We start from the raw sequence: 22,624 nt of genomic DNA, 5'->3' as shown, positions 1-22,624 counted from the left end.
GAGAAGCTCCGAATCTCAAACGCCAAACTGCGAGTCGAGTTCTCTGTCTTGGAGCTTGGCGTTTGGACCTTCACGCCTTTCGTCAATGCTCATGATCGTGGCTGTGACTGCTCTTTCCGGTTGCCCGATCGTGCTGGTGTTCGTGGGCGGGTTCCAGGAAGCCTAATCCCCAGGCCATCAGGACGCCGACGACGAGCAGGACTGACAGCCGCAGGCGGTCGTGGGAATGGAACTCGACTTCGGGGAGCAGATCGCTCAGTGAGATGCACAGGAAGACGCCCGCGGAAAAGGCCAGCCCCGCCGAGACGACCCAGGCCTGGCCCGACGAAAACTGCTGCAATCCCAGGTGGAACAGCAGGGCGCCCAGCGGACACATCAGCGCATAGAAACCGTTGACGGCCATCCGGGCCGTCCTTGACCAGCCCCCCGCCGCCATCAGCGACGTGATCGACAGCGAGTCGAGCGGCTTGTGCAGGAAGATCCCGAAGAAGGTCGCGAGGCCGACGAGCGGCAGCGCTTCGCCGGCGTGATGCAGCGCGTCGGCTTCAACGTGAGCCGCCAGCGCCAGACCGTCCATGAGCGTGTGCAGCGACAATCCGAAGGCGATGCCGATCCAGCTTCCGGCGGCGGCCTGCACCACGTGAGCGGCGTGCTGCGGATGTCCGTGGGGATGCGTATGCCCGCAGGCGGGGACGGGCATCACCGGCAGCAGCGACGGGCCGCCCGCAGCGCTGTCGTGGTCATGCCGGTGGTCGCGGTCGTGGTCATGGACGTGAGCGTGCGCAGGGCTTGCGGCTTCGTCGGTCGATTCGAACGTTTCGTGGTGGTGGAAGTGGAACATCCGCAGCAGGAAGAACATCGCCACCAGCCCGCCCATCGCCCAGCGGACGCTCCAGTCGACGGCGAAACCGCCGGCGACTGGCGTCGCGGTGATGATCGCGTGCGGAAGCTGGTGCAGCAGGCCCACGCCGAGCATCAGCCCGCCGATCAGGCTGATCATGAGCTGCATGCGGGTGTGCGTCAGCTTGACCAGCGACGGCAGGACGCCGCCGAACAGCGACGACCCCATGATCGCCAGGCAATACAGGACCAGCATGCTGGTCGACGACAGCGACGTGGTCAGCCCCCAGGCGGGTAGAACCGTCGCGCCGAGCGCCGGCTCCGCCGCCCGCAACGTGATGGGGGCGAGGATCCCGGCCCCGAAACAGGCCAGCAACAGGGCCACCCGGCCGCGAGCCCGCCGCAATTCCAACATATCAATTCCCTGCAGTCCCAGGAGCGCGGACAGTCCCGCGCTGGAATCCAGCACTTTACAAGCCCCGGCTCCAAACAACAATTCGACAGAACTCTCCGCCCCCATCGCCTCTCCGCGCGAACCTCTTCCGCCTCTTCCATTTTGCATTTTGCAATGGATTCGCTCTGGCCTCCGCTCCCCCCACTCCACAATTCCACGCTAAACTGTTCCCTCTCAACTGGCCCGTTTTCCACCAGCTCGCCGAATCCTGTCGAATGTCGCCGCCGATCCGCACCCTCCGCCTGACGCTGGCCTACGACGGCACGAACTACCGCGGCTGGCAGATCCAACCCAACGGCGTCTCGCTGCAGGCGGTCCTCGAACGGGCGTTGAAGAAGTACACGGGTGAAACGATCAAAGTGGCTGCTTCCGGGCGGACCGACGCCGGGGTCCACGCCGTCGGTCAGGTCGTCAGCTTCCGGACGTCGCTTCCCGCTCCTTGCGAGGGTTTTCTCCACGGCCTGCAGAACCGCCTGCCCGACGACATGATGATCCGGAAGGTCGAGGAAGCCCCGGCGGACTTTCACGCCCGCTTTGACTCCATCTCGAAGCGCTATCGCTACGTCATCCACAACAGCCCGATCCGCTGGCCGTTCCTGCGGAACTACGCGCACTGGCACCGCGGCCGGCTGGACGATCTCGCCATGCACGACGCCGTGCAGGTCCTGGTCGGCACGCACGATTTCCGCTGTTTCGAAACCGACTGGCCCAACCGGAAAACCAGCGTCCGGACCGTGTTCGAGGCGAAGGTCTCCCGCTACGACTCGGCGGCGGTCCCCGCACTGGCGGGCGCGTCGCCGGTTCCGGGAGACGACTTCGTCTGCCTGGATATCACGGCGGACGGCTTCCTTTACAATATGGTCCGTTCCATCGTCGGATCGTTGATCCATGTCGGCCGGGGGAAGTGGTCCGCAGCCGACATCCGCCAGATCCTGGAGAACCAGAGCCGGCGGCATGCCGGCGATACGGCGCCGGCGCAGGGGCTCTATCTGATGGAAGTGACTTATCCGCCGGATGACGCCCGGCCGGTGTGCGCGCCGTAGGGCACGCTCCCGCGTGCCGGAATGTGGCGGCGAGCATCGCAGTGCGAACAGGCTGTCTAGAACGCAGTGGACAGGTTTCTTTGCGGCGGTATTATGTCGAGATTCCCGTCGAGTTCGCAGCGAATCGCCAACCTGGGCCGTCAGGTTCATTTCCCGGAGCTGTGGCATAACCGGATGGACCTCTCAGACATCGATCAATGCATCCGAGCTTGGGAGTCAGTCATGCAACATCGAAGCTTCTTGAGAGGGCTCTCTGGAGGGATTGTTCCGGCCAGCCTCCTTGTGATGGCCATCATCTCGGGAGTGGCGGCCTTGGCCGCCGACGACACGGCGGAAGAAGCCGTCCCGAGAATCGCAGCAGAAAATTTCCGTCGGATGCCGGACCCTCCCGGCCCGGTCGAATGCCTTTGTTTCTCGCCAGATGCTCGTCAATTGGCTCTGGCCTGCCAGAATTTCGAGGGCCACGGATCGTCGGTCTATCTGCTCGATTGCGAAGGGGGTCGCACGTACCGAAAACTCTACGAACTTCCACACGCGATCAAGGTCTACGCGATTGCCTGGGAACCGGACGGCAAACGAATGGCGTTGAGCGTCTGGAATCTTCGTTCCGACGACCCGGAACCCTATCAAACTCAAGTCGACGTCATCGCGGCTGACACAGGTGAGCTGCAGACCCGCCGCGGACTCTGGACCGAACGCGACCCCGTCGATAAAGGGGGAATCTGGGTCAGGGCGGTCTGGCTCGACGCTGATCGGCTCCTTGCACTGAAAGAAGGGAGTCAGGATCTGTATGAAATTTCGCTCGCTGACACCAACGATGACTCGATGAAGACCGTCTTTTCCTTGGCGCAGGGCGACGACTACTGGATGTCACTCAGTACGCTCGACGCGGGACGCATCATGGCCATTTCTGTCCGCCGGTCGCCCCGGCGCTACCGCACAGTTCAGTTACGCTCGAGCGGTGAGAAGATCGAGATCGAGGATCCAACTTACAATGGTGAAACCGTTCTCGCCTGGACCGACTGCTCGTGGCTGCTGGCTTCCCGGAAGGGCTACTACCGCGGATTCGAACCTCGAGGCAACGGGGATCTCAGTTACGTCGGCGAACTCGTGGATGCCACCGGTATGAAGCGACTCGCGCGAATCCCGGAGAAATCGCCGTTTTCAACGCCCGGCTTCAATCTCTTTTACCGCCATGAGTCAGCCATGTCGCCGGATGGCTCGCAACTCGCGTTGCTGGAGGTTGATGCGAAGAGGGAGGCAAGGCCGAACGTACCCCTCGGCCAACTGGCGCCTGCAGAGCGGGCGGAAGTGCTTCGGAAAATGAGGCTTCGTCCGGAGCGAAATCCACTGGAGCCATTCGGACGGCTGGTGATTGCGAATATTGAGTCGTACATGTCGCCGAAGAAATAGCAGCGGCTTGGCGGCCCATCACAACCGCTGGTTCCCAAGCGGAGCTTGGGAACCAGCCTCTTCGAGGCTCCGCCTCGCTCCGATTCGAAGATCTCCTCACGACGCAGTGCGTCGAAAGCACACGCCCCCGGCCACTGGCCGGGGGCTAAGAGAAGACGTCGAGGTTTAGGCCTCTGCCGGTTGCTGCCCCGCCGCCTTGTTCATCGCCTGCAGAAATGCGCGGGCGCTGGCTTCGATGATGTCGGTGCTCACCCCCTTGCCGTGGTACCGCTGGCCGCCGACCATTGCCGTGACGGTCACTTCGCCCTGGGCTTCCTGACCCTCGGAAATGCTCCGGACCTGGAAGCCTTCCAGCTTGGCGTCGATGCCGATGATCCGCTCGATCGCCTGGCAGACCGCATCCACCGGGCCGTCGCCGATCGCGGCGTCGCAGAGGGTCTCTCCCTGGTCGTTCTTCAGCTCCACCGTCGCCGTCGGCGTCGTGCCGATGCCGGCGACGATGTGGAATTTCTCCAGCTTCCAGCGGTCGGGGGCGTCGCTGGTGCGGTTCTCGATCAGCGCAACGATATCCGCGTCGTAAACGTTTTTCTTCTTGTCGCACAGCACGATGAAGTCGTCGAACACGCGCTGGAAGGTGGCGTCGTCGAGCTTGTAACCGAGCTCTTCCACCCGGCTGCGGAAGGCGTGGCGGCCGCTGTGCTTGCCGAGCACCAGATTCTGCCCGATGTACCCGACGTCTTCGGGCCGCATGATCTCGTACGTCGAACGGTCCTGCAGCATGCCGTGCTGATGAATGCCGGCTTCGTGGGCGAAGGCGTTCTGGCCGACGATCGCCTTGTTCCGCTGAACCATCATCCCCGTTACGCTGGAGACCAGCCGGCTGATGCCGCAGAGCTTGGTCGTGTTGATCCGCGTGCCGACCTTGTAATAGTCCTGCCGCGTCCGGAGGGCCATCACGACCTCTTCGAGCGACGCATTCCCGGCCCGCTCGCCCAGGCCGTTGATTGTGCATTCGATCTGCCGGGCGCCCGCTTCGACCGCGGCGAGGCTGTTGGCCACCGCGAGGCCGAGATCGTTGTGGCAGTGGGTGCTGATGACTGCCCGGTCGATGTTCCGCACGTGCTGCTTGAGGTGCGTGATGCAGTTGAAGTACTGCGACGGAGTGGCGTAGCCGACGGTGTCGGGAATGTTGACCGTGGTCGCCCCGGCCTCGATGGCCGCCTCGACCACTTCGGTCAGGAAGTCGAGTTCCGTGCGGGCGGCGTCTTCCGGGGAGAACTCGACGTTGTCGGTGAACTCGCGGGCGAGCTTCACGTGCTCGATCGTCGCTTTGACGATCTCTTCCTTGGCCATTTTCAGTTTGAACTGACGATGGATTGAGCTGGTCGCGAGGAAAACGTGAATCCGCTTCTGCTGCGCATCGACGAGGGCGGCCCCGGCCCGTTCGATGTCTTCCTTGCGGCAGCGGGCCAGGCCGCAGATCACCGCCCGGTCGCCGTATTTGCGGGCGATCGCCTGGACCGCTTCGAAGTCGCCCGGCGAGGCGATCGGGAAACCGGCCTCGATCACGTCGACGCCGAGCTCGACCAGCGCCTCCGCGACCTTCAGCTTTTCGGGCGTGGTCATGCTGCAGCCGGGGGACTGTTCCCCATCGCGGAGCGTCGTATCGAAAATGGTGACAATGTCGGCGGACATGATCCTCTCCCGGCGGGAAAACAGCGGACGGCTTCAGCGGAAGTCGCCCTGAGGCGGAACACAGCGGCAAGGGACGCAAACAACAAAAAACCCCGCAGCCTGCCGAGGCTGCGGGGTTTTTCCGTAATGAACAGTCGACGACCGAACGGACCCTCAGACCTCGCGGGAAACGCGGGTTAGCATGAGGCCGGTCAGTCGCAACGCAGGTGTCATGAAAGCTCAATCGAGTACGGGGACGTGGAAAAAGTCTAGGCCCGTCGCGGACGGCGGTCAAGAGGCCGACGGAAATTGCCCCGGCTGAGGGATCGGACAGGCCCTGCCGGAAAAGGTTCGCGCTGCTTCGCGACGACTGCCGGAAGAGTTTTGCCACGGAGGGTTGCGAGACGGTTTCCGGCTCAAACGGCGCTCGGGCTGAACGCTCCGAAGCAGCCCCCGCCGCGTGTCCCATGACACCACGCGGGGGCGATGGATTCAACATAACGAGGGCACGGAGACCACGGAGGAGAACCAGGAAGAGCTGGAGAACGGAAGGACGGGGGATGGCGTCGATCGCCGTTCATTTCTCCGCGAACTTCGTGTTTTCCGTGGTTGGTTCCTCGGCTGCGTTCGCATTGTGGTGATTCGTGGCGAACTTGTCCGCCACGAGCCGGCCGGCACAGCCGGCCCTACTCGACGGTGACGCTCTTGGCGAGGTTGCGCGGCCGGTCGACGTTGCAGCCCCGCAGCTTGGCGACGTGGTAGGCGAGCAACTGCAGCGGGATTGCCGTGACCAGCGGCTGCAGATATTCGTCGACGTCGGGAACGTAAATGACGTCGTCGGCCAACTCGGCGACCTTGTCGTCGCCGTCGCAGGCGATGGCGATAATCGGCCCCCGGCGGGCTTTGATCTCCTCCATGTTGGAGATCACTTTGGGATAGATGTTGCACTTCGGCACGACGAACACGCTCGGCGTTTCTTCGTCCACGAGGGCGATCGGACCGTGCTTCATTTCCGCCGCGGGGTAGCCTTCGGCGTGGATGTAGCTGATTTCCTTGAGTTTCAAAGCGCCTTCCAGGGCGACCGGGAAGTTGTACAAGCGGCCGAGGTAGAGAAATGTTTCGGCCTGATAGTACTTCTCGGCGAGTTTCTTGACGGCCTCGTTGCACTTCAGGGCCTGCCGCAGATTGTCGGGCATGGCCTGGAGGTGGCCGATGATTCGTTTGCCGGCCGGATAGGACAGATGTCGCATCCGTCCCAGGAACAGCGCCAGCAGCGTCAGGACCGTCACCTGCGCGGTGAAGGCCTTGGTCGAGGCGACGCCGATTTCGGGGCCGGCATGCAGGTAGATGCCGCCATCCGCTTCGCGGGCGATCGAGGAGCCGACGACGTTGCAGATGGCCAGCGTGGGGTGCCCTTTGCGCTTGCACTCGCGCATGGCGGCGAGGGTGTCCGCCGTCTCGCCGCTTTGAGTGATCGCGAAGATCATCGTGCGGTCGCTGAGGGGGGGGTTGCGGTAGCGCAGTTCGCTGGCGTATTCGACTTCCACAGGGATGCGAGCGAATTCTTCGATGAGATACTCGCCGACCAGGCCCGCGTGCCAGCTTGTGCCGCAGGCGGTCAGAATGATGCGGTCGATTCCCCGGAGCATCTGGGGATCCAGATTGAGACCGCCGAAGCGAGCGGTGGCTTCTTCTTCGTCGAGCCGGCCGCGGAGCGCGTTCTCGACGGTCTGAGGCTGCTCGAAGATTTCCTTGAGCATGTAGTGTTCGAACTCGCCCAGTTCGGTGTCTTGCGACGTCTGTTCGAGGATGCGGACGTCTGGCGTCTGGCTTCCCGTTTCGCGATGGACGATTTCGAAGTCTTTGGCCGTGATGACGGCGATTTCGTGATCTTTGAGGTAGACCACCCGTTCGGTGTGGCCGACGAGGGGACTGGCATCGCTGGCGAGGAAGAATTCGTCCTTGCCGACGCCGATGACAAGGGGGCTCCCCAGCCGGGCGGCGATCAGCAGGCCCGGCGCGTCGCGGAACAGCACGGCGAGGCCGAAGGTTCCTTTGAGCTGCGAGACGGCGGTCTCGACGGCCCGCAGGCAGGTCTGGGGGTCCGAGGCCTTGCCGCCGAGTTTGATTTCGCGTTTGAGTTGAGCGGCGACGAGATGGGCGACGACTTCGGTGTCGGTTGCGGAGTGGAACGTGTAGCCCTGGCTGATGAGCTGGCTGCGGAGGGAGGTGTAGTTCTCGATGACGCCGTTATGGACGAGGACGACTTCGCCGTCGCCGCCGGTGTGCGGGTGGGCGTTGATATCGCTCGGCACGCCGTGCGTGGCCCAGCGGGTGTGGCCGATGCCGGTGGTTCCGACGGGCGGGTCCAGGCGGCAGAGCTCTTCGACCTGGCTGACGCGACCGGTTTTACGGCGCACGTCGATGCGACCGCCGTCGAGGAGGGCGACCCCCGCGCTGTCGTAGCCGCGGTATTCGAGTCGATGCAGGCCTTCGAGCAGGAAGCCGAGAGCCGGGTGGGGGCCGACGTAACCGACGATTCCGCACATGAACAGACGCCTCAATCCTTGGGGACAACAAGTTCGTCGCAATGGCGTGTCGACGACCTGCGTTCGACTTTCGGAAACGATCCAGACTCCGGCGGGGAGTCGGCCCCTGTGCGTATCCCCGCCACAGAATTCATCTTACACGTCGCGCGGTTGATAACCCATCCCGCCGAGCAGCGTCAAGGTTCGGTCGCTACGAATGGGGGTCTGGGAGGTTCTCGCGGACTGCGGGGGTTGCCTCGGTGAGCGCCATGTACAATGGGCACCGATTGCTGAAGTTATCCCCCCGACGGTAGCCTTCGAGGAGCTCATGCGACCGACGGGCCAGCATTCGCCGGACTTCGCGGCGCTGGCCCTTGATCCGCGGAATGACCATCTGGTCGTAGGCGGTGGTCTGGTGCCGCATCCAGGCGATGACGGCGGCCTCCGCCCGCTGCTCGATCGGGATCCGCTCCGTTCGCGCGACGGTTCCGCTGCCGACCGGCGTGGCGTGTTCGGTGACGGCTTTCGCCATCTTCTCGGCGAGTTCCGAGAGGGCCGGATGAAAATCGAGAAACGCCAGGACGGCGCCGAGAAAGTCTTCAACGTACTCGGTCTGAATTTTATCGCGTCGACGGGCGGCCGAGGCGAGTTTCTTTGCGTAGGCGGGCGAGGCCCGCTCGACTTCGAGTTCTGCCTGGACCCGTGCGATGGTTGTCGCCGGCGCCCACAGGCCGCGCGACATCATTTTTCGCCGGACCAGTTCCTGCAGCAGCCAGAACTCGCCGGCGGCCTTCACGCGGCGGGTGACCCCGGGATCTCCCGGCGGCAGAAAGTCCCAGCCTGCGGGGACGTCGAGGATCCGGCCGTCGGTCGCCCGGACCGTCCGTTCGCGGGGGCCTGGTAAGAAGGTCGTGGTCGCGTCTTTCTCCGCCATCAGTCTTCGCTCTCCGCCTCCTGCATAGACCGTCCATCGTCATTCGCGAATTGCCAGAATTCGGTCCGTTGTCATTGGTCTGTCGTCAGTTGCGACAGGCATGCTCAATCTCATCATTTCGACATTCCGCCTTCGACATTCGACATTTCCTGAGTAACGCCGTTCTCCGCTCCCAGTCATTCGTCGTCGGTCTCGGCCAGCACGTGCAGCCTGCGGGAGATCAGCGTGACCCCTTCGCTGGCGAACTCGCAGAGATAGATTCCCGGGTGCGAACATTCAAACTCGACCCGGTCGACGAACTCCTTGGTTTCCAGCGGATCGACAAAGTGCTGTCGCCCGGTCGTGCTGAACAGTTCCGGTTCTTCACCGGGCGAACCGCTCATATCGACGACGCGGAGAGTGAATGGAATCTCACCTTGCCCTTCCGCGAAGACCGAGTAGACGCAGAACCCCAGCCGACCGGGGAGCTCGGCGAGCGTTACGCGGTCAAACGTTCCCAGAATCGTATATTTATGCGTCGTCGGGCAGCGATGAAAGGCATCGCACAGGATCATTGCCAGGGCACGCGGCGTTTCGGATCGGGACATGGCAGGCTCCAGCTTCCAGAGATCGGCACTGCGGAACAATCTCGGTTTAACCTTAAGTCGTCAAGGCTCCGCTCCCCCGATCTCACCCTCACCCCTCGTCCATTTCGCGATTTGCATTTTGCATTTTTCATTTTGCAATATCTCCGACCCCATTGCGTCGCCGCGTGAGATCTTCACTCCCGCCTTCCCTTCCCAACGCGAACCGACTCCGTCATCTTCGTGTCGGTTGCACCATCGTCTCGACTCCCCCAGGTTTCCGTCCAAGGATCTCGCATGTCTGCTCCGGTCAACTTGCCCGCCGGCTTTTCCGCCTCCGCCGTGAAGTGCGGCGTCAAACCCGGAACCGACAAGCTCGATCTGGCCCTGTTCCTCTCGGACCGTCCCTGTTCCGCGGCTGGCGTCTTCACGACGAACTTGGTCTGCGGCGCTCCGGTGAAGGTCTGCCGGGAACGGCTGCCCCGGGCGACGGCCCGCGGCGTGGTCGTCAACTCCGGCAACGCCAATGCCTGCACCGGCGAGCAGGGGCTGCAGGATGCTCGGGAGATGGCGGCGCTTGTCGGAGCGCAGGTCGGCTGCGCGGCGGACGACATTCTGGTCTTCTCGACGGGGGTGATCGGCCGGCTGTTGCCGATGCCCAATCTCGCTGCGGGAATTCAGGCGGCGGCCCCGCTGCTGTCGCCGTCCGCCGAGAACTTTCATCTCGCCGCCCGGGCGATGATGACCACGGATACGTTCCCGAAGCAGGTTGCGCAGACGCTGCACCTGGGGGGGAAACCGGTGCAGATCGCCGGCGTCTGCAAGGGGGCGGCCATGATCGCGCCGAATATGGCGACGATGCTGTGCGTGATCATGACCGACGCCGTTCTGCCTGCCGAACGCATCCGCGACGTCCTGGCGACCGCGGCTCGGGACAGCTTCAACTGTATCAGCGTGGATGGCCACGAAAGCACCAGTGACTCGGTTGTCCTGCTGGCCAACGGGGCTTCAGGCGTGACGCCACAGAACGCCAAGGACTGGGCGCTGCTGCAGGCGGCGATCGACGCCGTCGCCCAGGAACTGGCCCAGATGATCATTCGCGATGCGGAGGGAGCTCACCATTTCGTGCAAATCGACGTCACCGGCTGCCGGACGCGCGACGAAGCTTTTCGGATTGCGAAGTCCGTCGCCGACAGCCCGCTGGTTAAGACCGCGATCTGCGGGGCCGACCCGAACTGGGGCCGGGTGGTCTCCGCGGCGGGTTACGCAGGGGTGAATCTGAGGGAAGAAGACATCTCGCTGACGATGAACGGCTTCTCGCTGTACGAGAAGGGGACGCCGCTCGCGTTCGATGCGGCGACGGTCTCAAGGAGTCTGCGCGACAATCGCGAAACGTACATCGCCCTGACGCTGACGCTTGGCCAGGAGCGGGTCCGGTTCTGGACGAGCGATCTGACCAAGGAATACGTCGAGCTGAATGCGGATTATACGACGTAGGAAGTGGCGAGTGAGCAGTGCTGGTGGCTGGTGGCTGGTGGCTAGTGGCTAGTGGCTAGTGGCTAGTGGATAGTGAGGAGGAGATTGCGGATGGGTCGCAGCAGGGGGGCGCGTTCCGGAGTCGTCAGGGGCAGGGCGGCATGTGCTGCGGGAAAGCGACCACTGCGGGGTGATCTCGTGATTGGGTGTTGCCCGAGATCGATGCGGCTCGCATGACCGGTCGTGGTCATCAGAGTCTTGAGCGAAACCGGTCGCGACGACGATTGTGAATTCTTGGCGAGGGTCGATTTCGGCGAAGCGATCGTCGCGGACTCGGCCGTCGCGCAACCGCTCTTGGACCAGTGCGTTGCGACGACGTCAATCTGTGTCGTCGATGCGCGGCGGCCGTCGGATTGTGAAGTCTTGCGGAAGACTGTTGATCGCCGGCTGGCAGGCATTGTGCTCCCGCGACGTCGAGGCTTAACTGCCTCCGCAATACGTCCGCACTGACGACACTTCCTGCGCCGGCGGCATCCCCGGTCCGGTCGTGCTGTCAGCCATTCTTTCCGGGAGTTTGAGCCATGAAGTCCGGGACACGCTGGTCGCGCGGGTTTACGCTGATCGAACTGCTCGTCGTAATCGCGATTATCGCCATTCTGATTGCGCTGCTGCTGCCGGCCGTGCAGCAGGCTCGGGAGGCGGCCCGGCGGACGGAGTGCCGCAACAAGCTGAAGCAGCTCGGCTTGGCCATGCACAACTATCACGACGCCTTCAACCAGTTTCCCCCCGGCGTGATCAACGCACTGGGAGAAGATCCCAATGGTCGCAATGGCGGCGGCGGCGCCGGAATGTGCGGCAACTGGATGGTGCTGATGCTCCCGTACATGGACCAGGCGGCAAACTATGCCGGCTACACGAAGATCATGCAGGAGCGTCCTGAGGCAGTCGACTGGTTCGGCAACGGGACCTACACCGGGCAGGGCATCAATATCGGCCGCGACCGTCTGCCGCTGACCAATTGCCCGACGCATCCCGACATGGGCGAACTGCTGTCCAACGGGACGAACATGGAGCATCTGTCGCGCGGCAACTACGTCGCCTGTTTCGGCAAGGGAGGCTACGGCCGGACCTATACGAATTCACCGGCAACCGGCGGGGTGTTCGGCATCAACTCCAAGTTCAGCACGCGCGACATCACGGACGGAACGTCCAATACGCTGGCGATCAGCGAGCTGAAGTTTCGACAGCCGAGTGGAACTGGTCCCTCGACCGCCGACACCCGTGGCACCTGGTCGTACGGGGTGATGGGGGCCAGCATTTTCAGCACGAAAACCGGCCCCAACAGCGCCACTCCCGATGGCGTGTGGGGCTGCCGCAGCTTTCCCAGCGAGGGCATGCCCTGCGTGCAGGTGGGGAGTCCCTACACCGAGATGTCGTCGGCCGCGCGGAGCTATCATACCGGCGGCGTCCAGGGTTGCATGACTGACGGCAGCGTGCGGTTTTTCTCGGAGAACATCGACCTGACGCTCTGGCAGGGTCTCGGGACGCGGGGCGGCGGGGAAGTGCTGTCCGATTTCTAGCGGATCGGGAGATTTGCAGCGAACCGGTTCATAGCCGTTCGGCAATGTCAGGTCTTTGCGCAGGAAGTGTGATCATGTCTGTCTCGCGTCTGTCAGCGTGCTGGATGTTGTTTGCGGTCGCGGCAATGGGTTGCGGGAGCAGCGATCGGGTTGCGGTCTATCCGGTGCGCGGCAAGGTGCTGTTCGACGGCAAGCCGATGGCGGGAGGCGGAGCCATTTCGTTTGTGCCGATGGCCGCCCAGAAGGGGAAGACCGCCGGCGGGACCATCGCGGCAGACGGAACATTTACGATGTCAACGTATGCGGAGGGGGACGGTGCGATGGCCGGTCAGTTTCGAGTCGTGATCACCCAGTCTGTCTGGGACGAACCGGTCAACGAGGGAGACAGCGACGCAACCCCCGGAGCCGTGGCGAAACCGGTCGAAACTGTTCCTCCGAACGAGCGAATTCCGCCGATCTACTCGGATATTCAGAAGTCGCCGCTCACCGTTGAAGTTCTGCCGGGAGACGTCAACGAAACCGAGATCAAACTCGAGCGTCTGCAGCCCGTCGTTAATGAGCAGCGCGGCGCCTGACGCGTCGTGGTCTCGGCAGGAAGAAACGGTAGCGCGTGTCACTGGCGCTCGAAATGGAGTCCGTCTCGACCCGACCACTGCTGACGACCCCCGATCGTCAGCAGTGGCTGGTGGCGCCGTGGTTCGATCTGCTGTTCGTCGTCAACGTCGCGTGGCCGTTGATTTTTCTCTGGCAGTTCGGCGAAGGTTTCGCAGGACGGGCCGGCATCCAGTTCTGGCAGATCTATTTCGTCACGACGCCACACCGCTGGATCACGCTGCCGCTGGTGTTTCTCGATCGCGAGCGATTCCGAGAGCGGCGGGGGTTGTTTCTGTTGATCGCCGCGGCGGTGATCCTCGTCTGTGGCGGCGTGCGGATCGCGACCGGCACGCTCACCTGTCTCCTGGCGATCGACTACATCTGGAACGCCTGGCACTTCGCCGCGCAACACCAGGGAGTGTCGCGAATCTACGCGCGCGTCGGTCGCGTTCCCGTCGCAGCCGGGCAGAGTCTCGACAAGTGGGCGCTGCGGGGATTCCTGGTGTATGTCGCACTGCGCGTCGCCGTCGCAACCTGGTCGCAGCCCGAGCTGGATCGGTGGCTGCTGCGAGTCGACTGGGCCGCGCTGGTCGTTCCGGTCGGACTGGTCGTTCCCAGGTTGCTTCGATTCCGGACGGGATCGACGGGAGAGCTGCTGTATCTGCTCAGCGTGTTGAGCCTGTATGGCAGTCTGTTGTGGGCGGTTCATCTGCGGCAACCGGCGGCGATTCTGGCGCTGGCGACCGCGTCGGCGCTGTTCCATGCGACCGAGTACCTGGCGGTCGTCGGCTGGACGGTCCAGCGGCGGGCAGTCGCGCAGGGGCAATCGATGGGGTTGCTGGGATGGATTGCGCCGCGGTGGGGTCTGGCGCTGGGGTTCTATCTGGTGGCGCTCGGCTCCCTCGGCTGGCTAATGGATCGCGAGTTTCTGGAGGTCTGGCTGCTGATCAACGTCATCGTGGCGTTTCTGCATTATGCCTACGACGGTCTGATCTGGCGCGGCCCGTCCGCAGTTGCGAGGTAGTCGCCGATGATTGCGGCAGCCCAGTCTGCAATTGATGCAGTCTTCATCCGGTTCGATGTCGCCGCCGTCTGCGTCCTGGCAGCGGTCCCGTTGGCGGCGGTTGTGGTCAATATTTTGCGAGGTCGCCTGCCGCGGCTTCTGCTGGGGAGCCTGCTGTTCGGCATTGCCGTCGCGCTGGTCGTCATTGCCGCGGGCATGGGCAGCCATGTGCTGCGACTGCTCGTGGCGGTTCTGTCGACCACGGGCGTCGGACTGGTGCTGGCGGGAATGGCCGACGCGACGTCAGCGAGCGTGGTGCGGCGATTCCGCGGAGCCGGCGCGATTGCGCTGGCCCTGGCGATCCTGGCAGTCATCCCGGCGGTCTTCGTCGATGCACGGGTCCGGCACGACCTGAAACTCCTGACGGAGCTGCTCGAACAGACTCGGCTGGGAGAAGCCAGCGAACTGACCGGAAGAATCGCCGCCTTGCAGCCTTCGGCGGATTGGCAGGGGCGACCACTCGCCGCCCTGCGACGCGATCTGGACCGGACCGTCGCAGACCTTCGATCGCGAGCAGCGGTCCCGCTGCTCGACTCGGCCGATCCACTGGCGCGAGTCGACCGGGCCCGCGATCTGGCGATTCTCGGGGACACCGACGCTGCGCTGAACGTTTTGAGCGACCGACGCATTGCAGCGATCGAAGACCCTGAAGTCATGAATCTGCGGGGGACGATCCACGAGACCCGCTCCGAATGGACGGCGGCCCGGGACTGGTACCGGCGCGCTCGGCAGGCATCGGAGGGATTGCCGGCGTCCGAGGCGGGCCTGGCGACACGGTTGCAGGCTCAGCGCGGCATTGCCTACGCCGAGCGCAAGGCGGGCCGTATGCCCGAGGCGGAAGCGGCTTACCGGGAACTGCTGGCGCTGTCGCCGACGGCGGACACCCACTTTCTGCTGGCCCAGTTCTACGAAGATGGTCAGCATGCGGACCTAGCCCGGACGCATGCCCGTCGGGCGATGGATCTCGATCCCCGGCGATACGCCCGGGAAGGGCGGCAGCTCATTGACAAGCTGCAGACCGTGCACTTCGGGTGCTTCGTCACGTTTCAGGCCGAGCGAAGTTCAGGCGGGTCAGGCCGCGGTCCGTAAAAAAGTGGTGAACCAAGTTCGGCCCGGCGACGTATACTCCACTCCCGTCCCGCCACGAAACTCTGACGCCGGGCTGCTGCATGTCTGACTTCGCTGAACCTCCGCGCAAACGTCGCCGCTGGCTGCTGATTCTCGGCGGCCTGATCGTTCTGCTGATCGGCGCCCTGCTCTGGCCGCGGCCGCTCAAGCCCGGCCCGGACACGACGCGGATTACCGGGCCGCTGCGGGCGGACGGCTCAATCGACTATGCCGCCGCCCTCAACGAGATCCATTCGAAGGATGTGACGCCGGAGAACAATGCGGCGGTGCTGCTGGTGCAGGCGATTGGGCCGGCGGTGATCGAGCCGGAGCTGCAACTGGAGTTCTTTCGGCAACTGGGTTTCGGGCCATTGCCGGTCCAGGGCGACTATCTGCAGCCGCTCGGTGCGGCGTACATTGCCAACCGCGACGTTCTGAAACGCGTTCAGGATGAGATGGACGCGAGTTATCGGGCGCCGTGGCAGCCGGCCGATCATCCGGAGCTCGCCCAGTGGCTGGCCGACAACGAACGACCGCTGGAGCTGTGCGTGGCCGCCAGCGAGCAGCCGCGATTCTATCTGCCGCTGGTCGTTCCGCCGGGCGAGACACTGCTCATTGCTTCGTTGCAGCCGGTTCAGCAGATGCGCGAAGTCGCCCGGATGCTGTCCTCGCGCGTCACGCTGCGTCTGGGCGGGGGAGACGTCGAGGGGGCGCTGGCGGACGTCAATGCGCTGCATCGACTGAGCCGGCGGCTGGGAGAGCACCCGCTGATCATTTCGCGACTGGTGGCCTTTGCCCTGGAGGCGATGGCGTGCCGTAGCGATGGGGCGATCATTCAGTCGGGGCTGCTGACTGCGGAGCAGGCCCGGCGGCAGCGGGCCGTGTTGGCCGGGATGCCGCCGTTCGGGGCGATGGCCGATCTCATCGATCAGGGCGAACGGTACGTCAGTCTGGACGCCGTTTACGGCCAGCTCAATCCGTCGACCTGGCATCCGGGGCGTTTGAACGCCAACGTGGTTTACCAGCGGATCAATGCGGCCTATGACGAGAGTCTGGCGGCGATGAAGCTGGAAACGCTCGCGGACCAGCGGACCGAGCTGACCGCATTGGCCGCCAAACTCAGGGTGCGCGGCACGCCGGGCTGGGAACTGCTGGGCCGAATACTGATCGGCCCGCGCTCGGCGATTTCGGGTCAGGTTGGCGACTCTCTCGCGGCGCTGCTGCAGCCGGCCTTCGAGCAGGCCCTGATCGCCGACGTTCGCACGCGGCTGAAACAGCGGCTCACGATCGTCGGCTACGCCCTCGCCGAGTACAAGGCCGTGCATGGCGCGCACCCAGTCAAGCTCGAAGCGATTGTGCCCGACCTGCTCGACAAGATCCCCGCCGATCCGTTCGGCGAGGGGCCGATTCATTACGTGCTGAATGCCGAACGGGGGATGTTTCTGCTGTATGGCGTCGGCCAGAACGGTCAGGACGATCAGGGGCGGCAGAGCGGCGGCGGGGATGACGTCGGCTTCGGGGATGTGCCGGAGTAGGTCGACATGGCAGATCCCATCGTACCGCAGCGCAAGGTTCGACGCTGGGCGTGGGTCGTCGTTGGTCTGGCGCTGACTTGCGTCGCCTATCCGTTGCGCCCGCGCCCGCTCGTTCCCGGACCGGAGACGACTGTCATTACCGGACCGTTGCGCCCGGATGGTTCGATTGACTATGCCGCGGCATTGGCTGCGATTTACTCGGAGGGGGTCACCTGGGAGAACAACGCCGCCGTGTTTCTGGTCGGAGCGATTGGTCCGAAATTGATCTCTCGGGAATTGCGGCCGGCGTTCTATGAGGAACTGGGGATCTCTCCGCTTGATGAGGACGGGGATTACCTTCAGTCATGGGGCCCGAGTCTCATCGTTGATCAGAAGCGACGAGAACTGGTCGAACAATCTCTTCACAAGGTCTATTCTGAACCTTGGCAGGCCGCCGACTTCCCCGAAGTCGCTACGTGGCTGGCATCCAACGAACGGCCGCTGGAACTCTGCCGGCTGGCGAGTCAGCGCTCGCAGTTCTATCTGCCACGAGTGGCCTCGTCTCAGGGAGGGCTGTTGTCCGGATTCTTCGTCGACATCAATCGCGAACTGCGTGAGATTGCCCGGGCGCTGGCGGCGCGCCATGTTGCGTCTCGGCGAGCAGAATATCGACGGGGCAATTCAAGATGTTGAGACGCTGCATCGGCAAGCCCGTCTCTCCAGCAGACGGCCGACGCTGATCTGCTGGCTGACCTCATGCGCCATGGACATGACAGCAGCCGCAGGCGATCTTGCGATCATGCGCTCCGGCCAGCTCACCGTGGAGCAGATACGCCGACAGCGGCAGAAACTCGCGGCGCTGCCTCCGCTGCCATCGATCGTGGACCTGTTCGATCGGGGCGAGCGCTACATCAGCCTCGATATGGCGCAGGGTCTCCTGCGGGAGGCGAATTGGCTGGCCGGGTACGTTGATGCGAATGGGTGGCTTCGCCGCTACAACGCGGACTGCGACAAAGTCGTGGCCGCCATGCGGCGAGACACGCTGGCGGCCCAGCGTGCGGAGCTTGCCGCGATCAGCGGACGGATCAAGGCGCGTGCTCCCGCGAAAACGTCCTTCTGGAAGGATCTTGGGCTGAACGATGGAGAATCCTTCGCCGACCACATGGAGCTTCTGATCTCAGGCCTCGCACTCGGCGAAACGACGTTGCTGGCGGAAGTCCGCGCTCAGCTCAGTGCCCGACTCACAATCGTCGGTTACGCCTTCGCCGAGTACGAGTCCGTGCATGGCGCGTACCCTGACAGCCTCAACACGCTCGTGCCGGAGCTGCTGGAGAGCATCCCGGCCGATCCGTTCGGAGAAGGGCCGATTCGTTATATGCTGAATGCCGAGCGGGGGACGTTTTTGTTGTATGGCGTCGGGACGAACGGCCAGGACGATGGTGGTCGCGGCGACGACGTCAGCTTCGGCGATGTGCCGGAGGAGTGACGGCTAACGACGTCCGCGGTCACCATCACGGTCGTGATCTCTGTCATGATCATGACCGTGGCCCCGTTTCGTCCGCAATGCGGTTTCGAACACGTAGTCGGCGATCGCGTAGCCCGACCTCAGACCTTCGTCGGCATCGAACTGCCAGTGGACCCCCAGGTAGATCCGGCTGCGGGCATTTTCAATGGCCGCGTCGCTGAGTCGCTGGAAAGTCCGCGGGCGGAGCGGACGGACGACCTGGCCCGACCAGTCGGTCGTTACGCCGTTCATTTCGTCCGAGACGAACGTGAATTCCAGATTGTCGCGGCGATAGAAGCGTTCGAGCGTCCGGAAGACCGCGCCGCCGAACGTGGCGTGCCCCGACGTATAGGCGGGAAATGGCGGCGTGAAATTGCTGCCGCTCTGGTTGCTGGCGGGGGCGCCCAGGGGGGACCAGTCGGGATCGGCGCTGGTGGCAGGGTTGTCGTCCTCGTCGGCCCGGCGAATTCCCAGGACCGGGCGCCAGAGGACGTCGTCGTACTTCACATCCCAACAATAAATGCCGGCGTCGGCCATCGCCAGATTCACCAGGGCGAAGAGTCGGGCGTTTTCCAGTTCCGAGTTGCGTTCCTGAAGCGCAATCGTCCGCACGATCTGGTTGTACATCCGCGGTGGCACGCCGATCCGTTTTGGGCCGTCGTAGGCCCAGAACAGGCCGATTTCCGTCTGCTCCTCGGTCCGCTCCGTCGGAGTCGTGATGCCGTCGCCGCCGAGCCGTTTGACGTCGTCGAAGGCGGCGGCGTATTCGGGGCTGTCGAGGGCCGGGGGCAGGGGGGAGACGTAGCGGAAACCGCGGTCGAGAACGAACGGCGTGACCTCGCCCCACATGGGCGACAGGAAGCCCTGCATGGGGTTGAGCGGATCTTCGGCGTGATTTCCCGGCTCGCCGGTCGAGTAGTACATCATCATGTCGTCGGCGCCGTCGTTTTCGCGCCGCTGCAGGATGTTGCGTGCAACGGCGCGGCCGATGGCGACGCCGCGCTTGCGGGCGTTCTTGGCCTTGATCGGCTGGAGGTAGCCGTCGAGCGCAAGGTCGAACAGCGATTGCTGGCTGGGGTACATGGCGACCAGGGTGTCGCGCGCGGCCGTCGCGACGGCGGCGTCGAGCGAGGCATCATCGTCGCCGCGACCGCGAAAGAGGTAGGGCTCCGCGATCGGGTCGACGGCGTTGGCGGCGTCGTACATGGCCGCGTGAACGATGGCCATGGCGCGGCTGGCCCGCGTCGGTCCCCCTTGCTCGGCGGGACCGAAGGTGCCGGTGTGGTCGATGGCGACCGCTTCGCAGGCGACGGCGTTCCAGTCGAGAATGGAGTCGCGATTCCGCGGATCGGGCGATCGCCCTCCCCGGTCGTCACCGGCGGACGCGGCGGCGCCGAGCGTCAGAATCGCTGCCAAGACCAGTCCCGCCGTCTCGATCTGCATCCGCATCGCGTTCCCCCGTTTGCCGTGATTCCCGCCAACTGTCTGGATTCGTGAGGCGATACGGTAATACGGTAAAATGGGGGATTCAAGTCGAGTTTGCTGATTGGCGGCATGTGGTGATTTCGGGAAACGGGCCGCGTTGCGGTGATACCACAGGCGTACTTCGCGGGGGGTGAACACGGCGGTATGGGCGGAATTGGTGGATGGAAGAGACCTCGCGGATGTCGCCGTCCACGCCGGCCCCCGCCGCGTGTCGACCGTCTGGACAATCGGGTGACCACGAACTCGTTCACAACCGCGGATCGACCGGCTCGCTCTCCAGAGCCAGCACGCCGAAGACGCACTCGTGGACCCGGCGCAACGGCTCGTGCCGGACGAAGCGTTCGAGAGCTTCGACGCCCAGCGCAAACTCGCGCAGCGCCAGCGAGCGCTTGGCTCCGAGACCGCGGCTGCGAAGTCGCGTCAGGTTTTCTTCGGCAGTGTAGTCCGGGCCGTATATGATCCGCAGATACTCCCGGCCGCGGCATTTGACGGCCGGCTGAACCAGCCCCTTTCTGCCGCGCACGATGAAGTCGAGCGGTTTGACGACCATCCCTTCGCCGCCTCGAGCCGTCAGGTTCTCCCACCAGGCAACGCCAGCCGCCTCGCTGGCCGGATCCGTGACTTCAACCAGCGTGTACGGCGTGGCAAGCAACAACTGCGGATCGCGCTCGCAGAGCTTTGCCAGCGTCTCCATGTGCCAGACGTGATTCTGTGCAGTGTGGACCTTGCCTTCCGTGGCCAGGAGGTGAAACGGCGCCAGCTTCAGGTCATCCAGCGACTCCACCGGCCAGCAGTACTGCCGGTACGCGGCGATAAACTGGTCGACCCGCTCCCGCCGGCCGACGAAGCGTTCGTGCAATGCGGCGGCCCGCTCCGCGGCCTCGCCCGACAGGCGCTGCGCGGCAGTCGCGAGAGTCTCGACGACCCGCGGCAGCGCGGCACGTCCGGCTGCGCCGACCGCGGCGTACTGCGTGCGCAGCAGTTCCTGCGCCTTGGCCGACCACGGCAGCAGTTCGCAGTCGAGGCAGGCCCACGAAGTGTGAAAACTCTCCCAGAAGTCTGCGGCGGTCATGGCGTCGCGGATGCGCGTCAGGCAGCGGCGCTCCAGGTCGGGGTCGTTGAAGAACCGGCGGCCAGTGCGGGTGTAGACGATCCCGAGTTCGTTCTCGACGACGCCGAAACGCGCGCGGGCCGACTCCTCGTCCCGGCAGACGACGACGACCGCCCGGGAACCCATGTGCTTGGCTTCGCAGACGACCTGCGGAATCCCCTGGTTACGGTAGTAGGCAAACGCCTCGGACGGGTGCTCCAGCAGCCCCGGCAGTATCGATGTTTCGCAGGGAGACATTGTCGGCGGCAGGTGGATCAGCCACTTCGGGTTGGCGGCGAATCGGCTCATGACTTCCAGAGCGGCGACGGCGTTCTCCTCGCGGATCGTGACGTTATGCTGCAGCCGGGTCGAGACGATTCGCTTGCCGAGGACATCGGCCGCGTCGAGCACGTCATCGTGAAGCTGCTGGGCGGTGAGCGGGGACGCCTGCTGCTCCAAGGAAAGGAACGGCCGCACGGGCTCGCAGTACGTCCGCCGGGCCGGGACGGAGACGAGTTCGCGCTCGGGATACCGCAACGCCGTCAGCTTTCCGCCGAAGACGCAGCCGGTATCGATGTTGATTGTCCGATTGAGCCACTCGGGTTCGGGGACCGGCGTGTGGCCGAAGACGACTGTTGCGGCGCCGCGGTACTCCGCGGCCCAGATGTGCCGGACGGGAAGTCCGAATTCGTCGGTTTCTCCTGTCGTTTCCCCGTAGAGGGCGAAGTCCCGCACCTTGCCCGACCCGCGGCCATGCATCGACTCCTTGAGCCCGGCGTGGGCGACGACCAGCTTGCCGTCATCGAGCACGTAGTGACTGACGAGTCCGTCGAGAAACTCCGCCAGCGACTTGCAGAACGGTCCGCGGACGTCGTCCGGCAAGGCGTCGATCTCGGCGAGCGTCTCGGCCAGTCCGTGCGTAATCTGCACGTCGCGACCGCTCAGTTTCTTGAGCAGCTTCATGTCGTGATTGCCGGGGACGCACAGGGCCGAACCGGACTGCACCATGCTGCGGACGATGCGCAGGACGTCGAGCACGCGGGGGCCGCGGTCGACGAGATCGCCGACGAACACGGCCTTCCGGCCTGCGGGGTGAGAGTAACCGACGTTCGACCAGCCCGGATCGGCGTCCGAGACATCCGTCCGTCCGTAGCCAAGTACGGCGAGCAGCAGTTCGAGCTCGTCGCAGCAGCCGTGAACGTCGCCGATGATGTCGAACGGTCCGTGCTCGTGGGATCGGTCATTCCAGAGGGGAACCCGCTGGACGGTGGCGGCGTCGATCTCCGCCAGACTGTCGAGCACGAAGACGTGCCGGAAGCCTTCCCGCCGGAGTCCCTTGAGAGCCCGGCGGAGCTGCGACCGCTGCTGGCGGATGACGTGCGGGCCGAAGGCGCGGTCCGCCCGGTCCCGATTTCGCGACTGGCAGATCTCTTCGGGAAGATTCAGCACAATGGCCACCGGCAGGCAGTGGAACTTGCGGGCGAGTGCGACCAGCGGCGCTCGCGCTTCGGGCTGCACGTTCGTGGCGTCCACGACGGTCAGGCGTCCGCGCGCCAGTCGCTTGCCCGCGACATAGTGCAGGACATCGAAGGCGTCGCTGGTGGCGGCCTGATCGTTCTCGTCGTCGCTCACGAGCCCTCGGCAGTAGTCCGACGACAGGACTTCGCTCGGCAGGAAGTGCGTACGCGCGAACGTGCTCTTTCCTGAGCCGCTGGCGCCAATCAGAACGACGAGGGAGAGTTTGGGGATCGAGATATTCACA

The 22,624-nt window shown here is 64.3% G+C and carries 17 protein-coding genes; 10 read left to right on the top strand and 7 right to left on the bottom strand.

The annotated features are described in order from the left end of the window. Positions 1–82: 82 nt before the first annotated feature. Complete coding sequence (locus SH412_RS22665; protein WP_336520307.1) at positions 83–1,309, bottom strand: ZIP family metal transporter; 1,227 nt, start codon at positions 1,307–1,309, stop codon at positions 83–85. A gap of 200 nt (positions 1,310–1,509) precedes the next feature. Here SH412_RS22665 and truA point away from each other — a divergent pair, with 200 nt between their 5' ends. After that, complete coding sequence (truA, locus tag SH412_RS22660; RefSeq protein WP_336520306.1) at positions 1,510–2,337, top strand: tRNA pseudouridine(38-40) synthase TruA; 828 nt, start codon at positions 1,510–1,512, stop codon at positions 2,335–2,337. A gap of 432 nt (positions 2,338–2,769) precedes the next feature. Next, complete coding sequence (locus SH412_RS22655) at positions 2,770–3,750, top strand: hypothetical protein (RefSeq protein ID WP_336520305.1); 981 nt, start codon at positions 2,770–2,772, stop codon at positions 3,748–3,750. A 165-nt stretch (positions 3,751–3,915) separates the two neighbouring features. Here the strand turns inward: SH412_RS22655 and SH412_RS22650 are convergent, their stop codons facing one another. The 4 genes from SH412_RS22650 to SH412_RS22635 form a co-directional block, all read right to left on the bottom strand. Then, complete coding sequence (locus SH412_RS22650; RefSeq protein WP_336520304.1) at positions 3,916–5,445, bottom strand: 2-isopropylmalate synthase; 1,530 nt, start codon at positions 5,443–5,445, stop codon at positions 3,916–3,918. A 665-nt stretch (positions 5,446–6,110) separates the two neighbouring features. After that, positions 6,111–7,973, bottom strand: a complete 1,863-nt coding sequence (gene glmS, locus SH412_RS22645) for a glutamine--fructose-6-phosphate transaminase (isomerizing) (RefSeq protein WP_336520303.1) — start codon at positions 7,971–7,973, stop codon at positions 6,111–6,113. A 190-nt stretch (positions 7,974–8,163) separates the two neighbouring features. Beyond that, complete coding sequence (locus tag SH412_RS22640; protein ID WP_336520302.1) at positions 8,164–8,886, bottom strand: DUF2293 domain-containing protein; 723 nt, start codon at positions 8,884–8,886, stop codon at positions 8,164–8,166. A 176-nt stretch (positions 8,887–9,062) separates the two neighbouring features. Further along, a complete protein-coding gene (locus SH412_RS22635) occupies positions 9,063–9,473 on the bottom strand; it encodes a DUF6941 family protein (RefSeq protein ID WP_336520301.1) in 411 nt (136 codons plus the stop codon). Between the two features lie 273 nt (positions 9,474–9,746). On the opposite strand from SH412_RS22635, the gene argJ reads away from it, so the two are divergent. The 8 genes from argJ (at position 9,747) to SH412_RS22595 (ending at position 18,269) form a co-directional block, all read left to right on the top strand. After that, positions 9,747–10,946, top strand: a complete 1,200-nt coding sequence (argJ, locus tag SH412_RS22630) for a bifunctional glutamate N-acetyltransferase/amino-acid acetyltransferase ArgJ (protein ID WP_336520300.1) — start codon at positions 9,747–9,749, stop codon at positions 10,944–10,946. Between the two features lie 560 nt (positions 10,947–11,506). Then, positions 11,507–12,505, top strand: a complete 999-nt coding sequence (locus SH412_RS22625) for a DUF1559 domain-containing protein (RefSeq protein ID WP_336520299.1) — start codon at positions 11,507–11,509, stop codon at positions 12,503–12,505. A 74-nt stretch (positions 12,506–12,579) separates the two neighbouring features. Beyond that, positions 12,580–13,080 (top strand): hypothetical protein, encoded by a 501-nt coding sequence (locus SH412_RS22620; protein WP_336520298.1) that lies wholly within the window; start codon positions 12,580–12,582, stop codon positions 13,078–13,080. A 35-nt stretch (positions 13,081–13,115) separates the two neighbouring features. Further along, positions 13,116–14,123 (top strand): hypothetical protein, encoded by a 1,008-nt coding sequence (locus SH412_RS22615; RefSeq protein WP_336520297.1) that lies wholly within the window; start codon positions 13,116–13,118, stop codon positions 14,121–14,123. A 6-nt stretch (positions 14,124–14,129) separates the two neighbouring features. After that, positions 14,130–15,251: a tetratricopeptide repeat protein gene (locus SH412_RS22610; protein ID WP_336520296.1), complete on the top strand. Its 1,122-nt coding sequence runs from the start codon at positions 14,130–14,132 to the stop codon at positions 15,249–15,251. 80 nt (positions 15,252–15,331) lie between these two features. After that, entirely contained in the window at positions 15,332–16,804 is a 1,473-nt protein-coding gene (locus tag SH412_RS22605) for a hypothetical protein (RefSeq protein ID WP_336520295.1), read from the top strand. A 6-nt stretch (positions 16,805–16,810) separates the two neighbouring features. After that, positions 16,811–17,476, top strand: coding sequence for a hypothetical protein (locus SH412_RS22600; RefSeq protein ID WP_336520294.1), 666 nt, complete (start codon positions 16,811–16,813; stop codon positions 17,474–17,476). Beyond that, the gene (locus SH412_RS22595) at positions 17,427–18,269 is read left to right on the top strand and encodes a hypothetical protein (RefSeq protein WP_336520293.1); all 843 of its coding nucleotides are present in this window, start codon (positions 17,427–17,429) and stop codon (positions 18,267–18,269) included. The genes SH412_RS22600 and SH412_RS22595 overlap by 50 nt, the downstream gene beginning before the upstream one ends. 3 nt (positions 18,270–18,272) lie before the next feature. Here SH412_RS22595 and SH412_RS22590 read toward each other — a convergent pair whose 3' ends face one another. Together SH412_RS22590 and SH412_RS22585 are read right to left on the bottom strand one after the other, a co-directional pair. Further along, on the bottom strand, positions 18,273–19,730 hold the full coding sequence (locus SH412_RS22590; RefSeq protein WP_336520292.1) for a vanadium-dependent haloperoxidase: 1,458 nt from the start codon (positions 19,728–19,730) through the stop codon (positions 18,273–18,275). A gap of 289 nt (positions 19,731–20,019) precedes the next feature. Continuing rightward, a complete protein-coding gene (locus SH412_RS22585) occupies positions 20,020–22,623 on the bottom strand; it encodes a polynucleotide kinase-phosphatase (protein WP_336520291.1) in 2,604 nt (867 codons plus the stop codon). Position 22,624: the final 1 nt, after the last annotated feature.

It is taken from the genome of Planctellipticum variicoloris (assembly GCF_030622045.1).
GTDB classification, from domain to species: Bacteria; Planctomycetota; Planctomycetia; order Planctomycetales; family Planctomycetaceae; genus Planctellipticum; species Planctellipticum variicoloris.
This window is presented reverse-complemented; position numbering and strand designations above follow the sequence as displayed.

What these genes read in the sequence shown, in the direction of transcription:
- truA (WP_336520306.1), top strand. Translation starts at nt 1,510, where the DNA reads ATGTCGCCGCCGATCCGCACCCTCCGCCTGACGCTGGCCTACGACGGC.
- SH412_RS22650 (WP_336520304.1), bottom strand. Translation starts at nt 5,445, where the DNA reads ATGTCCGCCGACATTGTCACCATTTTCGATACGACGCTCCGCGATGGG.
- glmS (WP_336520303.1), bottom strand. Translation starts at nt 7,973, where the DNA reads ATGTGCGGAATCGTCGGTTACGTCGGCCCCCACCCGGCTCTCGGCTTC.
- SH412_RS22640 (WP_336520302.1), bottom strand. Translation starts at nt 8,886, where the DNA reads ATGGCGGAGAAAGACGCGACCACGACCTTCTTACCAGGCCCCCGCGAA.
- SH412_RS22635 (WP_336520301.1), bottom strand. Translation starts at nt 9,473, where the DNA reads ATGTCCCGATCCGAAACGCCGCGTGCCCTGGCAATGATCCTGTGCGAT.
- argJ (WP_336520300.1), top strand. Translation starts at nt 9,747, where the DNA reads ATGTCTGCTCCGGTCAACTTGCCCGCCGGCTTTTCCGCCTCCGCCGTG.
- SH412_RS22625 (WP_336520299.1), top strand. Translation starts at nt 11,507, where the DNA reads ATGAAGTCCGGGACACGCTGGTCGCGCGGGTTTACGCTGATCGAACTG.
- SH412_RS22620 (WP_336520298.1), top strand. Translation starts at nt 12,580, where the DNA reads ATGTCTGTCTCGCGTCTGTCAGCGTGCTGGATGTTGTTTGCGGTCGCG.
- SH412_RS22610 (WP_336520296.1), top strand. Translation starts at nt 14,130, where the DNA reads ATGATTGCGGCAGCCCAGTCTGCAATTGATGCAGTCTTCATCCGGTTC.
- SH412_RS22605 (WP_336520295.1), top strand. Translation starts at nt 15,332, where the DNA reads ATGTCTGACTTCGCTGAACCTCCGCGCAAACGTCGCCGCTGGCTGCTG.
- SH412_RS22600 (WP_336520294.1), top strand. Translation starts at nt 16,811, where the DNA reads ATGGCAGATCCCATCGTACCGCAGCGCAAGGTTCGACGCTGGGCGTGG.
- SH412_RS22595 (WP_336520293.1), top strand. Translation starts at nt 17,427, where the DNA reads ATGTTGCGTCTCGGCGAGCAGAATATCGACGGGGCAATTCAAGATGTT.
- SH412_RS22590 (WP_336520292.1), bottom strand. Translation starts at nt 19,730, where the DNA reads ATGCAGATCGAGACGGCGGGACTGGTCTTGGCAGCGATTCTGACGCTC.